This is a genomic window from Streptomyces sp. NPDC094147 (assembly GCF_044764265.1).
In the GTDB taxonomy this organism is placed as follows: Bacteria; Actinomycetota; Actinomycetes; order Streptomycetales; family Streptomycetaceae; genus Streptomyces.
Map to the genome: position 1 here is coordinate 138229 of NZ_JBIWHT010000003.1, position 14410 is coordinate 152638.

A 14410-nucleotide genomic window follows, 5' to 3' on the forward strand; every position below is an offset into this window, starting at 1 on the left:
TTCGGGAGATCCCGCTGTGACCGAGCCGCTCTCCGAACACACCGCGGACGTGATCGTCGTCGGGGCCGGCCCGGCCGGTTCCACGACCGCGTACTACCTGGCCAAGGCCGGACTCGACGTGCTGCTCCTGGAGAAGACCGCGTTCCCGCGCGAGAAGGTGTGCGGCGACGGGCTCACCCCGCGCGCCACCAAGCAGCTCGTCTCGATGGGGATCGACATCTCCGAAGAGGCCGGCTGGCTGCGGAACAAGGGACTGCGGATCATCGGCGGCGGCGTGCGGCTCCAGCTCGACTGGCCGGACCTCGCCTCGTACCCGGACTACGGACTCGTGCGCAAGCGCGACGACTTCGACGAGCAGCTCGCCCGGCAGGCGCAGAAGGCCGGGGCGCGGCTCTACGAGCGCTGCAACGTCGGCGCGCCGATCCTCGACGAGCGGACCGGGCGGATCACCGGTGTCAACGCCAGGCTCGGCGAGGAGAAGACGCCGGTCACCTTCCACGCCCCGCTCGTCGTCGCCGCCGACGGCAACTCCACCCGGCTCTCCCTCGCGATGGGTCTGCACCGGCGCGAGGACCGTCCGATGGGCGTCGCGGTACGGACGTACTTCACCTCGCCGCGCCACGACGACGACTACCTGGAGTCCTGGCTGGAGCTGTGGGACCGGCGCGGGCCGCAGGAGCGGCTGCTGCCGGGCTACGGCTGGATCTTCGGCATGGGCGACGGCACGTCCAACGTCGGGCTCGGCATCCTCAACTCCTCGTCCGCGTTCCGGGAGCTGGACTGGCGCGAGATCCTCAAGGCGTGGTGCGCGTCCATGCCGCAGGACTGGGGCTACACCCCCGAGAACATGACCGGCCCGATCCGCGGCGCCGCCCTCCCCATGGCCTTCAACCGCCAGCCGCACTACACCAAGGGCCTGCTCCTGGTGGGGGACGCGGGCGGACTGGTCAACCCGTTCAACGGCGAAGGCATCGCGTACGCCATGGAGTCGGGGCAGATCGCCGCGGACGTCATCGTGCAGGCGCACGCCCGCGCGACCCCCGCCCAGCGTGAACTCGCCCTGCACGCCTACCCGAAGATCCTCAAGGACACCTACGGCGGCTACTACACGCTGGGCCGCGCCTTCGTGAAGCTCATCGGCAACCCGAAGGTCATGAAGATCGCCACGCAGCGCGGGCTCACCCACCCGATGCTGATGAAGTTCACGCTGAAGATGCTGGCCAACCTGACCGACCCGACGGGCGGCGACGCGATGGACCGCATCATCAATGGTCTGACGAAGGTGGCCCCTCGTTCGTGATCATTCGACGGCGACGGCCGCGTAACGGCTGACGTCGCATCCCGTGTGCCTACGGTGCAAGTGTCATTGCACCGTAGGCACACGGCTTTGTACTGCGGTGTTGCCTCAGTCGGTCTGGTCCGTCCCCGCTGCTTCGCGGGGCTCACCGGATCGGGCGCGTCGCGTGATGTCGGCGGTGGTACGAGAAGGTGACGGCACCGAGCAGCGGTCCCCAGGCGACCAGGGGGAGGTAGAGGAATCCGGCGATGGTGCTGCCGAGGGTGGTCATGCCGGGGTGGGGGATGACCCACCACAGCGCGAACGGAGTCCATATGACGGTGAGTGCGACGGCGCCGAGGCCGGCCGGGACGACGGCTGCCAACGGGTGGACGCGTCGGTCGCGTCCCGCCCTGCACAACACGCCGCTGACAGTGATCGAGGAACCGCGAACGAACGGGGTGGCCGTGCTCGGCGCCGATGCCCGTGTCTTCGGCCGACTGGAGCGAGGGGGCGAGGTCCACGCCACCTTCTACCGCCTGCCGTCCCGCGGCCTGACCGTCACCCCCCTCACCCCCGAGCATGCCGACACCCTCGCCGCCCACCTGGCCGCCCTCGGGCTACGTCAGCGCGGACCACGGCACCGCCGCTGCCTTCGCCGAGGCATGGCAGCGGCACACCGGCGCAGCGCCGACACTCGGCAAGCGGATCCGTCTGTACCGCCTCGGCACACTCAGCGCGCTGGTGCGGTGCGTTCTGCGCCGCTGTCGGAGAGGTGCCCTCTGCGGACGCCGGTTCCTGGGCCGGCTCGCGCTTCGCCGACAGACGGCGGCCTCGCGCTGTTGTGCGCGGGCCTGTCGATGGACGCTGGGCACGCCTGTGTCGGCGGTGTGGGCGGACCTGAGCCCGCTGACGCAGCTCACGGACCAGGCCGCCCCGGTGTTCAACTTCGTGCCCGCGGTGGAATGACGTACGCCCGGGGACGGGGCGAGACACGGGCGCGCGCCCGGAACGGAGGGTTCCGGGCGCGCGCCCGTGCCGTTCGGACTGGGGCCTCGGTCAGAGGATGTCCAGCAGGATGTGCTCGCCCCCGTAATGCTGGTGCCAGAAGCCGTCGTCGTCGTCGGCCGTTACGCGAGGAACGGCCTGCGGAGCCGCCTGCGCGGACGCGGCGGCGGGAACTATGACTGCGGCGGAAAGCGCGACCACGACGGCGGCGCGTCGGAAGATGCTCACAGTTGAACTCCACATTCGCTGGACAAACCTGACCATTCAGACGCTAGCTCGAACGTGGCACGCTGTCGCGCCGAGTGGCCTAACGGCTACTCCATGCGTGGGACCCATTGGCGCCGAGGCAGGTCAGTGCGCAATGTCCGTGATGTCCGCGTACCCCTCGATCTCGCGCGGAGCCCGCGAATCCGGCCGCGCAGGTCACCCCGCGCGGCCCCTGTCGCTCGCCCCCAAGCAGCCGGCGCCATTGACTTCGGCAGCCGGGGCTCGACGACCACATGGTCCTCGGCCGACACCACGGCCCCGCGAGGAACCTTCTTCAAGCGGACGTCGAGCAGCGCCTCGGCGATCAATCGGCGCTGCGGAAGCTCCAACAGCGCCCAGGCCGCGGCTACCTCTTCAATCGTGATGCCGACGATGTCACGCACGATCGAAGGGGCCTTCAACGCACGGGCCTTCTTCTCTGCGCCCTTGATCTTCGGCCCGGGACCAAGCCTCCTCCGCAGTCACCTTGACGTGGTGCGTGCGAGCCCCCAAGTACCGCAGTGCCGCGGGTCGCTGGCGTGATCCGTGACCGTCGGCGCGTGCCGATGCGCAAGCAGCAGAGGCTCTCGGCGCGCGTTGAAGTCGCGCGCGATGTCGAGCTGCTCCTCGACAGAACGGCCCCTGTTGGCCTCACCTCTGTATGCGCTCTTCCGCGCGTACCGGCCACCTCTAAGGCCGGACACCCCTAGCCGCGGCGCTCCACCGTGTCCGTCCAGCGGACGGGGACCTCTCCGGCGAACCGGGACAGACCGGTGCGCAGTTCGGCCGCGGAGAGGTTCTCGCCCTGGCGGCGCGCAATGTACTCGTGCCGCTTGCCGCTGTGCAGCGTCACCCACACCGCGCGGTGGTGCTCGTAGCCGCCCGCGGCGCTCTCGTCGCCGTGCTCCCAGATGGCCACGGTGCCGACCTCGATCTCCCGGACTTCCGACCAGGGCGCGTCGAAGCGCGTGGCCAGGTGTATCCCGGCCGCGTCCGCGCGGATGACCGGGCGCACCGCCCCGTACGCGCACGCCAGGAGCAGGAACGCGCCGGCGCCCAGGACGAACAGCGCGATGCCCCAGCCGAAGGCGAGTTGGGCCCAGTCGGCCGGGCCCCGCCAGGGGCGGATCCCGGTGAGCATCCACAGGCCGAGCACGACGAAGACGATCCCGATGGCGGCGAACATGCCGAGCCCGTCGGCGTAGACCTCGTACGACTGCGGCTCCGGGACCCGCACCTGTTCGTCCATGCGCCCACCCCCTGTCAGGTGGATGGTGCCCCGGAACAGGCAGAGTTCAACACATTCCGGGCATGCCGAAGGGCCGTCGCTCCCGATCGGGGGAGCAACGGCCCTTGCAGGCGCGGCCGGTACGGCTCAGAAGGCCGCTGTACGGCTCAGAGAACGCGGACGGCGCCCGTCGGGCTGTCCCAGTCCAGGCTGCGCTCGACGACACCGGAGGAGGGGTTCTGCGCGCCGACGAAGTTGCCGCCGCCCACGTAGATCGCCACGTGGTACGCGGAGCCGGAGCTGCCCCAGTACAGGATGTCGCCCGGCTGCAGGTTGGACAGCGAGACCTGGGTGCCGGTGGCCGACTGGTCCTGCGAGACGCGCGGCAGGTCGACGCCGACCTGGCGGTAGGCCGCCTGGACGAGACCGGAGCAGTCGTACGCGCTGGAGCCGGTGGCACCCGAGACGTACGCCTTGCCGACCTGGGCCAGCGCGAAGTTCACGATGGAGGCGGCGGAGCCGGTGGCCGAGGAGGACTTGAACGTGGTGGTGCTCGACGTGCCGCCGCCCGAGGAGGAGCTGAGCTTGGTGCGCCCGGCGGAACGGGAGGCGCGAGCGGCGGCGGCGTCAGCGGCGTCGGCCTTCGCCTTGGCCTCCGCTTCGGCCTTCGCCTTGGCCTCGGCGGCCTTCTGGTCGGCGTCGTCCTTGGCCTTCTTGGCGTCCTTGGCGGCGCTGGACGCGGCGGCGTCCTGAGCGGCCTGGAGCTGGAGGTCGGCGGCAACCGTCTTGGTGGCCTGGACCGTGGCGGCGGCGGTGGTCGCGAGGTCGCCGGTCAGCGTCGGCATCTCGATGGTCTCGGTCACGGGCTGCGCGGCGTTCGCTGGGGCGGCCGCACCTGCCAGCGCGATGGTGCTGAGTACGCCACCGGCAACTCCGGCCCGGAGCGAGACCTTCGAGGCGCTGCGGCGGGGCTTCCGGTGGCTGGGTATGTGAGCGGTGTGGGACATGGGTACAACCGCTATCAGGGGTTCAGGGTTCCCTTCAAGAAACGTGTGCTGCGCCACAGTTGGTGACGGAAGCCGCGAATCCGCTTCCCGCCAGCGCTTATTGACGCCGTAACGGACAAAGCTGGCAGGTGCGATCAGGGCTGTGATCATGTGTTTTCCATGAATCGTCCGAATTGCCCGGCGCCTACCATCCCCTCACGTCGATGGCCAAGCCCCGTTGATTTCACGACCGTTGCTGTGTGACGCAGGTCACATCCGGAGTGATCCGCTCGGCAGGGGGAAGGAGGCGCGGCTTCGTGAACGCGGGCACGCGTCCACTTTCGGCGCCGAAGTCCCTCTGGTGGGTGACGGGCGCCCATTTATCACCGGACACGTATCCATCGCCAATTTGCCTGTAGCGCATATCTCTTGATAAAGCCAGATGGTCGCCGACCAGGGGTAACACCCCCGGATGTCACGTCTCGTGATCACTCAGGCGCTTCGCGTATGAAGATCACCGCTCATCCGACTTCATGATCCTTCGTCAGGTGGTGGAGATCACAAAGTCGTTGGCGCACCCCGTGTCGCAGATCACAGACCGGCGGGCATAAGATGCGGGGCAGTCGGGCTTGTGAACTGCCTCACATGTACGCGATCTTCGCGCGGCGAAGGGGTGAGGAGGCGTTCGCGGTGCCCGTGTGCGGTCCAACGGTCAAGGACGACTGGAAGGAGCGAGGAGCGTGAATGCCTACGCGCCCATCCTCGTGCTCGGCGCCCTCGGGGCAGGGTTTGCGATCTTTTCCGTGGTCATGGCCACGCTTATTGGCCCAAAAAGGTATAACCGGGCGAAGCTTGAGGCGTACGAGTGCGGTATCGAACCCACTCCCACGCCGGCCGGCGGCGGCCGCTTCCCCATCAAGTACTACCTGACGGCGATGCTCTTCATCGTCTTCGACATCGAGATCGTCTTCCTCTACCCCTGGGCCGTCACCTTCGACGCCCTGGGGCTTTTCGGGCTCGTGGAGATGCTGCTCTTCGTGCTCACCGTCTTCGTCGCCTACGCGTATGTGTGGCGGCGCGGCGGCCTGGAATGGGACTGAGGGGCTGAGGTTCACACTCATGGGACTCGAAGAGAAACTGCCTAGCGGCTTCGTGCTGAGCACTGTTGAGCAGGCCGCGGGCTGGGTGCGCAAGGCGTCCGTATTCCCCGCCACCTTCGGCCTCGCCTGCTGCGCCATCGAGATGATGACGACGGGCGCGGGCCGTTACGACCTGGCCCGGTTCGGCATGGAGGTCTTCCGCGGCTCCCCGCGCCAGGCCGACCTGATGATCGTGGCCGGCCGGGTCAGCCAGAAGATGGCGCCGGTGCTGCGGCAGGTCTACGACCAGATGCCCAACCCCAAGTGGGTCATTTCCATGGGGGTTTGCGCCTCATCGGGCGGAATGTTCAATAATTACGCAATTGTTCAGGGTGTTGACCATATTGTCCCGGTTGATATCTACCTGCCCGGTTGCCCACCCCGGCCCGAGATGCTGATGGACGCGATCCTCAAGCTCCACCAGAAGATCCAGAGTTCCAAGCTCGGGGTCAACCAGGAGGAGGCGGCCCGCGAGGCGGAGGAGGCGGCCCTCAAGGCGCTCCCCACCATTGAGATGAAGGGGCTGCTGCGGTGAGCTCTCCCGATACTCCCGAGAACAACGGTGTGCCTGCACCGCGTGCGGACACCGACGAGGTCATCGGCGTACGCAAGGGCATGTTCGGGGCCGGCGACGGCGGCGACACCACCGGCTACGGCGGTCTCGTACGGACCGTGACGATGCCCGGCGCCACCTCGCGGCCGTACGGCGGCTGGTTCGACGAGGTGGCCGACGAACTCGAAGGCGCCCTGGAGGAGCAGGACCTGCTGCCCGAGAACGCCATCGAGAAGACCGTGGTCGACCGCGGCGAGCTCACCTTCCACATCGCGCGCGAACACCTCGTACGCGTCGCCCGCACCCTGCGCGACGACCCCGCCCTGCGCTTCGAGCTCTGCACGGGGGTGAGCGGCGTCCACTTCCTCGGCGACAAGGGGCGTGAGCTGCACGCCGTCTACCACCTGCGCTCGATCACGCACGGCCGGCTGATCCGCCTGGAAGTCTCCGCGCCGGACGCCGACCCGCACATCCCCTCGCTGGTCGCGGTCTATCCGACCAACGACTGGCACGAGCGCGAGACCTACGACTTCTTCGGCATCGTCTTCGGCGGCCACCCCGCCCTCACCCGGATCATGATGCCGGACGACTGGCAGGGCTTCCCGCAGCGCAAGGACTACCCCCTCGGCGGCATCGCGGTCGAGTACAAGGGCGCCCAGATCCCGGCTCCGGACCAGCGGAGGTCGTACACCTGATGTCCACTTCTCACGCGTCTGCTCGGGAAACGACCGAGGGGACTGTATATACAGTCACCGGCGGCGACTGGGACGAGGTCGTCCAGTCCGCCGCCAAGGGCGACGACGAGCGCATCGTCGTCAACATGGGCCCCCAGCACCCCTCCACGCACGGCGTGCTGCGGCTGATCCTGGAGATCGACGGCGAGACCGTCACCGAGGCCCGCTGCGGAATCGGTTATCTGCACACCGGCATCGAGAAGAACCTCGAATTCCGCACCTGGACGCAGGGCACCACCTTCGTCACGCGCATGGACTACCTGACGCCGTTCTTCAACGAGGCGGCGTACTGCCTCGGCGTCGAGAAGCTCCTCGGCATCACCGACCAGATCCCGGACCGGGCCTCGGTCGTCCGCGTCCTGCTGATGGAGCTCAACCGGCTCTCCTCGCACCTGGTGTGCATCGCCACCGGCGGCATGGAACTCGGCGCGACCACGATCATGATCTACGGCTTCCGTGATCGTGAACTCATTCTCGACATCTACGAGTTGATCACCGGCCTGCGCATGAACCACGCGTTCATCCGGCCCGGCGGACTCGCCCAGGACCTGCCCCCGGGCGCGGTGGACCAGCTCCGCGAGCTCGTGAAGACCCTGAAGAAGAACCTGCCGGAGTACGACAAGCTCGCCACCGGCAACCCCATCTTCAAGGCCCGTATGCAGGACGTCGGCTACCTCGACCTGACCGGCTGCATGGCGCTCGGCGCGACCGGCCCGATCCTGCGCTCGGCGGGCCTGCCGCACGACCTGCGCAAGACCGACCCGTACTGCGGCTACGAGAACTACGAGTTCGACATCCCGACCACCGACACCTGCGACTCCTACGGCCGCTTCCTGGTCCGCCTGGAGGAGATGCGCCAGTCGCTCAGGATCGTCGAGCAGTGCCTGGACCGGCTCGCGCCGGGACCGGTCATGGTCGAGGACAAGAAGATCGCCTGGCCCGCGCAGCTCGCGCTCGGCCCGGACGGACTCGGCAACTCCCTCGACCACATCAAGAAGATCATGGGCACCTCGATGGAGTCCCTGATCCACCACTTCAAGCTGGTGACCGAGGGCTTCCGGGTCCCCGCCGGACAGACCTATGTGGCCGTCGAGTCGCCCAAGGGCGAACTCGGCGTGCACGTCGTCTCCGACGGCGGCACCCGCCCCTACCGGGTCCACTTCCGCGACCCGTCCTTCACCAATCTGCAGGCCATGGCGGCCATGTGCGAGGGCGGCCAGGTCGCCGACGTCATCGTCGCCGTCGCGTCCATCGACCCCGTGATGGGAGGCGTCGACCGGTGACAGACATCCAATTGGGCATGCCCCAGCTGCCCGCGCCCGACTATCCGGCCGATGTGCGCGCCCGGCTCGCGGCGGACGGCAAGGAGATCGTCGCCCGCTACCCGGACAGCCGCTCCGCCCTGCTGCCGCTGCTCCACCTCGTACAGGCGGAGGAGGGATACGTCTCGCGCACCGGCATGGCCTTCTGCGCGGACCTCCTGAAGCTGACGACGGCCGAGGTCACCGCCGTCGCCACCTTCTACTCCATGTACCGGCGCAAGCCGTCCGGCGACTACCAGGTCGGCGTCTGCACCAACACCCTGTGCGCGGTGATGGGCGGCGACGCCATCTTCGAGGAACTGAAGCGGCACCTGGGCGTCGGCAACAACGAGACCACCGAAGACGGCAAGGTCACGCTCGAACACATCGAGTGCAACGCGGCCTGCGACTTCGCGCCCGTGGTGATGGTCAACTGGGAGTTCTTCGACAACCAGACCCCCGAGACCGCCAAGCGCCTCGTGGACGACCTGCGCGCGGGCCGCCAGGTGGCGCCGACCCGGGGCGCGCCGCTGTGCACCTACCAGGAGACCGCGAGGATCCTGGCCGGCTTCCCCGACGAGCGCCCCGGCGCCGTCGAGGCGACCGGCGGCGCGGGACCGGCCTCGCTGGTCGGCCTGAAGCTGGCCAAGGGCGAGACGCCGGGGGTGCGTGTGGTGCACCCGCGTGACGAGGTGCCCCGCGACGCGGCCACCGAGGAGGGGGAGTGATGACCTTGGCAACCGAGATCGAACGAAACGGGAACGGGAGCAGCCCGGAGAAGCTCCTGGTACCGGTCCTCTCCGCCTTCTGGGACCAGCCGGACTCCTGGACCCTGGAGACCTACCGGCGGCACGAAGGCTACGAAGGCCTGCGCAAGGCGCTCGCGATGACGCCCGACGACCTCATCGCATACGTCAAGGACTCCGGTCTGCGCGGCCGCGGCGGCGCGGGCTTCCCGACCGGAATGAAGTGGCAGTTCATTCCGCAGGGTGACGGCAAACCGCACTATCTAGTTGTCAACGCCGACGAATCGGAGCCCGGGACCTGCAAGGACATCCCGCTCCTGTTCGCCAACCCGCATTCCCTCATCGAGGGGATCGTGATCGCCTGTTACGCGATCCGCTCTTCGCATGCCTTCATCTATCTGCGGGGCGAAGTCGTCCCCGTACTGCGGCGGCTGCACGAGGCCGTGCGGGAGGCCTACGCGGCGGGCTACCTCGGCAAGGACGTCCTCGGCAGCGGTCTCGACCTCGAACTCACCGTGCACGCGGGCGCGGGCGCGTACATCTGTGGCGAGGAGACCGCACTCCTGGACTCCCTCGAAGGCCGTCGCGGTCAGCCCCGGCTGCGTCCCCCCTTCCCTGCGGTGGCCGGTCTCTACGCGTGCCCCACTGTCGTCAATAACGTGGAATCCATCGCGTCGGTTCCCGCGATCCTGAACCGGGGCAAGGACTGGTTCAAATCCATGGGAAGCGAGAAGTCGCCCGGCTTCACGCTGTATTCGCTGAGCGGGCACGTCGCGAGCCCCGGACAGTACGAGGCGCCGCTCGGCATCACGCTGCGCCAGCTGCTCGACATGAGCGGCGGGATGCGGCCCGGCCACCGGCTCAAGTTCTGGACGCCGGGCGGCTCTTCGACCCCGATGTTCACCGACGAGCACCTCGATGTGCCGCTGGACTACGAGGGCGTGGGCGCGGCCGGGTCGATGCTCGGCACCAAGGCGCTCCAGTGCTTCGACGAGACCACCTGCGTGGTGCGGGCGGTCACCCGCTGGACCGAGTTCTACGCCCACGAGTCCTGCGGCAAGTGCACCCCGTGCCGCGAAGGGACGTACTGGCTGGTCCAGTTGCTCCGCGACATCGAGGCCGGCAAGGGCTCGATGGGCGACCTCGACAAGCTGAACGACATCGCCGACAACATCAACGGCAAGTCGTTCTGCGCGCTCGGCGACGGCGCCGCCTCGCCGATCTTCTCCTCGCTGAAGTACTTCCGCGCGGAGTACGAGCAGCACATCACGGGCAGGGGCTGCCCCTTCGACCCCGCCAGGTCCACGGTCTGGGCGGACAACAGCACGGAGGTGAACGCATGACTGTGACGACGAGTAGCGCTCCCTCCGGGGGCGGCGAGGCCGTGCCGCCGGAAGACCTCGTCTCGCTGACCATCGACGGCATCGACATCAGCGTCCCCAAGGGCACGCTGGTGATCCGCGCCGCCGAGCAGCTCGGCATCGAGATCCCGCGGTTCTGCGACCACCCGCTGCTCGACCCGGCCGGCGCCTGCCGCCAGTGCATCGTCGAGGTCGAGGGCCAGCGCAAGCCGATGGCGTCCTGCACCATCACCTGCACCGACGGCATGGTGGTCAAGTCCCAGCTCTCCTCGCCGGTCGCCGAGAAGGCCCAGCGCGGAGTGATGGAACTCCTCCTGATCAACCACCCGTTGGACTGCCCGGTCTGCGACAAGGGCGGCGAGTGCCCGCTGCAGAACCAGGCGATGCAGGTCGGTGACACGGATTCGCGTTTCGAAGGCAAGAAGCGCACCTATGAGAAGCCGGTCCCGATCTCCACCCAGGTGCTCCTGGACCGCGAGCGCTGTGTGCTGTGCGCCCGCTGCACCCGGTTCTCCAACCAGATCGCCGGCGACCCGATGATCGAGATGATCGAGCGGGGCGCGCTCCAGCAGGTCGGCACGGGCGAGGGCGACCCGTTCGAGTCGTACTTCTCCGGAAACACCATCCAGATCTGCCCGGTCGGCGCGCTGACCTCGGCGGCGTACCGCTTCCGCTCCCGCCCCTTCGACCTGGTGTCGTCGCCGTCGGTGTGCGAGCACTGCGCGGGCGGCTGCGCGACCCGCACCGACCACCGGCGCGGAAAGGTCATGCGGCGCCTCGCGGGCGAGGACCCCGAGGTCAACGAGGAATGGCTGTGCGACAAGGGCAGGTTTGGATTCAGGTACGCGCAGAAGCCGGACCGTCTGACCACTCCTCTCGTACGCGATTCCGCATCGGGTGAGCTGGAGCCCGCCAGTTGGCCCGAGGCGCTGGAGGCGGCCGCCGCCGGGCTCGCCGCCGCGCGCGGCCGGGCCGGAGTGCTCGCCGGCGGCCGGCTGACCGCCGAAGACGCCTACGCCTACGCCAAGTTCGCCCGGATCGCCCTCGACACCAACGACGTCGACTTCCGGGCCCGGGTGCACTCGGCCGAGGAGGCGGACTTCCTGGCGGCGCGCGTTGCCGGGCGGGGCCGCGACCTCGACGGCCGGGGCGTCACCTACACCTCCCTGGAGAAGGCGCCGGCCGTCCTCCTGGTCGGCTTCGAGTCCGAGGAGGAGGCGCCCGGCGTCTTCCTGCGGCTGCGCAAGGCCTGGCGCAAGCACGGCCAGCGCACCTTCTCGCTCGCCACCCACATGACGCGCGGCTTGGAGAAGGCGGGCGGCACGCTGCTGCCCGCCGCGCCCGGCACCGAGACCGAGTGGCTGGACGCGCTCGCGGGCGGCGTCGGCCTGGACGCGGACGGCGCGAAGGCCGCCGAGGCGCTGCGCTCCCCGGGCGCCGTCCTCGTGGTCGGCGAACGGCTCGCGGGGGTGCCCGGCGGGCTGACCGCCGCGGTGCGCGCGGCCTCGGCGACCGGCGCCGAACTGGTGTGGATCCCGCGCCGGGCCGGTGAGCGCGGCGCGGTGGAGGCGGGCGCGATCCCGTCGCTGCTGCCCGGCGGCCGCCCGGCCACCGACCCCCGCGCCCGCGAAGAGGTCGCGGCGGCCTGGGGAGTACGCGAACTGCCGCACCGCTACGGGCGCGACACCGGCCAGATCGTCGAGGCCGCGGCCACCGGCGAACTGCGCGCGCTGCTCGTCGCGGGCGTGGACCCGGCGGACCTGCCGGACCCGGCCCGCGCGCGGGAGGCGCTCGGCGAGGCCTTCGTGGTCTGTCTCGAACTGCGGCCGGGCGCGGTCACCGCGCAGGCGGACGTGGTCCTGCCGGTCGCGGCCGTCGCCGAGAAGTCCGGCACCTTCCTCAACTGGGAAGGCAGGGCACGGCCGTTCGAGGCCGCCCTGAAGCCCGAGCAGCTGACCCGCACCCCGGCGCCCACGGACGCACGGGTGCTGCACATGCTGGCCGATGCTTTGGACGTGCATTTCGCGCTCCCGGACGTGAAGTCCGTACGGAACGAAATGAGGCGGCTCGGCATGTGGGACGGGCCGCGCGCGAGTGAGCCCCTGGAGTCGGCGCAGCCGCTGCCCCGGCCTTCCGAGGGCGAGGCCGTTCTCGCCGGTCACCGGATGCTGCTCGACCAGGGCCTGCTCCAGGAGGGCGACGAGGCGCTGGCGGGCACGCGGCACGCGGCCGTCGCCCGGCTCTCCCCGGCCACCGCCACCGAGTGCGGAGTGAAGGACGGCGACCTCCTGGAGGTCACCGGCAGCTGCGGCAGCGTCCAACTCCCGCTCCAGGTCAGCGAGATGCCCGACCGGGTGGTGTGGCTGCCGCTGAACTCCGTCGGCGGCGGGGTCACCGCGGACACCGGCGCGGTCCCCGGACAGGTCGTCCGGATCGGCCCGGCCGTAACGGAAGCCCCCTCGGAGGTGGTGGAGGCATGATCATGTTCGCCGCGGAGGACCTCTCCATGTTCGGCCGCGACCCCTGGTGGCTCGTGGTCGTCAAGGCCGTCTTCTGCTTCGCGTTCCTGATGGTGACCGTGCTGTTCTCCATCGTGTGGGAGCGCAAGGTCGTCGCCTGGATGCAGCTGCGCATCGGCCCCAACCGGCACGGCCCCTGGGGCATGCTCCAGTCGCTCGCCGACGGCATCAAACTGATGCTGAAGGAAGACGTCATCGTCAAGCGGGCCGACAAGGTCGTCTACGTCCTGGCTCCGATCATCGCCGCGATCCCCGCGTTCATGGCGATCGCCGTGATCCCGTTCGGGCCCGCGGGCAACGAGGTGTCGATCTTCGGTCAACGCACCACGATGCAGCTCACCGACCTGCCGATCGCGATGCTCTACGTCCTCGCGGTCGCCTCGGTCGGCATCTACGGCATCGTCCTGGCGGGCTGGTCGTCCGGGTCGACGTATCCACTGCTCGGCGGTCTGCGCTCCTGCGCGCAGATGATCTCGTACGAGATCGCCATGGGCGCGGCGTTCGCCTCGGTGTTCCTCTACTCGGGGTCGATGTCGACGTCGAAGATCGTGGAGGCGCAGGGCGACCGCTGGTACATCGTGCTGCTGCCGGTCTCGTTCATCATCTACATCATCACGATGGTCGGCGAGACCAACCGGGCCCCGTTCGACATGCCGGAGTCCGAGGGCGACCTGGTGGGCGGCTTCAACACCGAGTACTCGTCCATCAAGTTCGCGATGTTCATGCTCGCCGAGTACGTCAACATGGTCACCGTCTCGGCCGTCTCGGTCACCCTCTTCCTCGGCGGCTGGCGCGCGCCCTGGCCCATCAGCACCTTCTGGGTGGGCGCGAACCACGGCTGGTGGCCGATGCTCTGGTTCGTCATCAAGGTCCAGCTGCTGCTCTTCTTCTTCATCTGGCTGCGCGGCACGCTGCCCCGGGTCCGCTACGACCAGCTGATGAAGCTGGGGTGGAAGGTCCTCATCCCGGTCTCGGTGGTCTGGCTGATGCTGGTCGCGACCGTACGGGCGCTGCGCAACGACGGCTACGACTTCTCGAGGATCGTGCTGTACGTGGGCGGCGCGGTCGTCGCGGTGCTGCTCCTCTCCTTCGTCGCGGACGTGTTCCGCGGCAAGAAGGAGGCCGAGGAGGCGAAGGCGCCGCCCGCCGCGTTCGACCCGATGGCCGGTGGATTCCCGGTGCCGCCGCTGCCCGGGCAGACCCTCCCGCCGGTGCCCCGCCGACGGCCGCGCCAGGAGCGCGAGTTGATTGTCAGTGGCGGGACCGATACTGACAGTGACCGAGAAGGAAGGGAGGGCGACGGTGTCTGAATC

13 protein-coding genes and 1 pseudogene are annotated in these 14410 nt (G+C 69.1%); 10 read left to right on the top strand and 4 right to left on the bottom strand.

Translation table 11 applies throughout. From position 1 onward, the window contains the following. The first annotated feature begins 16 nt into the window (after positions 1-16). A complete protein-coding gene (locus ACIQ8J_RS08025) occupies positions 17-1300 on the top strand; it encodes a geranylgeranyl reductase family protein (protein ID WP_403268134.1) in 1284 nt (427 codons plus the stop codon). 142 nt (positions 1301-1442) lie between these two features. On the opposite strand, the gene ACIQ8J_RS08030 is transcribed toward ACIQ8J_RS08025, so the two are convergent. Then, on the bottom strand, positions 1443-1661 hold the full coding sequence (locus ACIQ8J_RS08030) for a hypothetical protein (RefSeq protein WP_403268874.1): 219 nt from the start codon (positions 1659-1661) through the stop codon (positions 1443-1445). Between ACIQ8J_RS08030 and ACIQ8J_RS08035 the strand changes: the two are divergent. Further along, positions 1612-2105: pseudogene (locus ACIQ8J_RS08035) on the top strand (GNAT family N-acetyltransferase); the annotation flags it as partial. The gene ACIQ8J_RS08030 and the pseudogene ACIQ8J_RS08035 overlap by 50 nt on opposite strands. Before the next feature lie 230 nt (positions 2106-2335). Here the strand turns inward: ACIQ8J_RS08035 and ACIQ8J_RS08040 are convergent. From ACIQ8J_RS08040 to ACIQ8J_RS08050, 3 genes are all read right to left on the bottom strand, one after another. After that, positions 2336-2512 (bottom strand): hypothetical protein, encoded by a 177-nt coding sequence (locus tag ACIQ8J_RS08040; RefSeq protein ID WP_403268136.1) that lies wholly within the window; start codon positions 2510-2512, stop codon positions 2336-2338. Between the two features lie 724 nt (positions 2513-3236). Further along, positions 3237-3779, bottom strand: a complete 543-nt coding sequence (locus ACIQ8J_RS08045; RefSeq protein ID WP_403268139.1) for a hypothetical protein — start codon at positions 3777-3779, stop codon at positions 3237-3239. Between the two features lie 146 nt (positions 3780-3925). Continuing rightward, positions 3926-4765, bottom strand: a complete 840-nt coding sequence (locus ACIQ8J_RS08050) for a C40 family peptidase (protein ID WP_403268142.1) — start codon at positions 4763-4765, stop codon at positions 3926-3928. A 719-nt stretch (positions 4766-5484) separates the two neighbouring features. Here ACIQ8J_RS08050 and ACIQ8J_RS08055 point away from each other — a divergent pair. The 8 genes from ACIQ8J_RS08055 to nuoH are packed head-to-tail and all read left to right on the top strand — an operon-like array spanning position 5485 to position 14407. Continuing rightward, complete coding sequence (locus tag ACIQ8J_RS08055) at positions 5485-5844, top strand: NADH-quinone oxidoreductase subunit A (RefSeq protein ID WP_030494815.1); 360 nt, start codon at positions 5485-5487, stop codon at positions 5842-5844. 19 nt (positions 5845-5863) lie between these two features. After that, a complete protein-coding gene (locus ACIQ8J_RS08060) occupies positions 5864-6418 on the top strand; it encodes a NuoB/complex I 20 kDa subunit family protein (RefSeq protein ID WP_403268146.1) in 555 nt (184 codons plus the stop codon). Next, positions 6415-7131 (top strand): NADH-quinone oxidoreductase subunit C, encoded by a 717-nt coding sequence (locus ACIQ8J_RS08065; protein ID WP_403268149.1) that lies wholly within the window; start codon positions 6415-6417, stop codon positions 7129-7131. Before ACIQ8J_RS08060 ends, ACIQ8J_RS08065 begins: the two co-directional genes overlap by 4 nt. Beyond that, complete coding sequence (locus ACIQ8J_RS08070) at positions 7131-8453, top strand: NADH-quinone oxidoreductase subunit D (protein WP_403268152.1); 1323 nt, start codon at positions 7131-7133, stop codon at positions 8451-8453. Before ACIQ8J_RS08065 ends, ACIQ8J_RS08070 begins: the two co-directional genes overlap by 1 nt. 17 nt (positions 8454-8470) lie before the next feature. Beyond that, positions 8471-9199, top strand: coding sequence for an NADH-quinone oxidoreductase subunit NuoE (gene nuoE / locus ACIQ8J_RS08075; protein WP_403268155.1), 729 nt, complete (start codon positions 8471-8473; stop codon positions 9197-9199). After that, positions 9199-10560 (top strand): NADH-quinone oxidoreductase subunit NuoF, encoded by a 1362-nt coding sequence (gene nuoF, locus ACIQ8J_RS08080; protein WP_403268157.1) that lies wholly within the window; start codon positions 9199-9201, stop codon positions 10558-10560. Before nuoE ends, nuoF begins: the two co-directional genes overlap by 1 nt. Further along, positions 10557-13058, top strand: coding sequence for an NADH-quinone oxidoreductase subunit G (locus tag ACIQ8J_RS08085; RefSeq protein ID WP_403268160.1), 2502 nt, complete (start codon positions 10557-10559; stop codon positions 13056-13058). The genes nuoF and ACIQ8J_RS08085 overlap by 4 nt, the downstream gene beginning before the upstream one ends. Further along, entirely contained in the window at positions 13055-14407 is a 1353-nt protein-coding gene (nuoH, locus tag ACIQ8J_RS08090) for an NADH-quinone oxidoreductase subunit NuoH (protein WP_403268163.1), read from the top strand. Before ACIQ8J_RS08085 ends, nuoH begins: the two co-directional genes overlap by 4 nt. Positions 14408-14410 lie beyond the last annotated feature (3 nt).

Excerpts from the sequence above, each read along its gene's own strand:
- ACIQ8J_RS08045 (WP_403268139.1), bottom strand. The coding sequence starts at position 3,779 with ATGGACGAACAGGTGCGGGTCCCGGAGCCGCAGTCGTACGAGGTCTAC.
- ACIQ8J_RS08050 (WP_403268142.1), bottom strand. The coding sequence starts at position 4,765 with ATGTCCCACACCGCTCACATACCCAGCCACCGGAAGCCCCGCCGCAGC.
- ACIQ8J_RS08060 (WP_403268146.1), top strand. The coding sequence starts at position 5,864 with ATGGGACTCGAAGAGAAACTGCCTAGCGGCTTCGTGCTGAGCACTGTT.
- ACIQ8J_RS08070 (WP_403268152.1), top strand. The coding sequence starts at position 7,131 with ATGTCCACTTCTCACGCGTCTGCTCGGGAAACGACCGAGGGGACTGTA.
- nuoE (WP_403268155.1), top strand. The coding sequence starts at position 8,471 with ATGCCCCAGCTGCCCGCGCCCGACTATCCGGCCGATGTGCGCGCCCGG.
- nuoF (WP_403268157.1), top strand. The coding sequence starts at position 9,199 with ATGACCTTGGCAACCGAGATCGAACGAAACGGGAACGGGAGCAGCCCG.
- ACIQ8J_RS08085 (WP_403268160.1), top strand. The coding sequence starts at position 10,557 with ATGACTGTGACGACGAGTAGCGCTCCCTCCGGGGGCGGCGAGGCCGTG.
- nuoH (WP_403268163.1), top strand. The coding sequence starts at position 13,055 with ATGATCATGTTCGCCGCGGAGGACCTCTCCATGTTCGGCCGCGACCCC.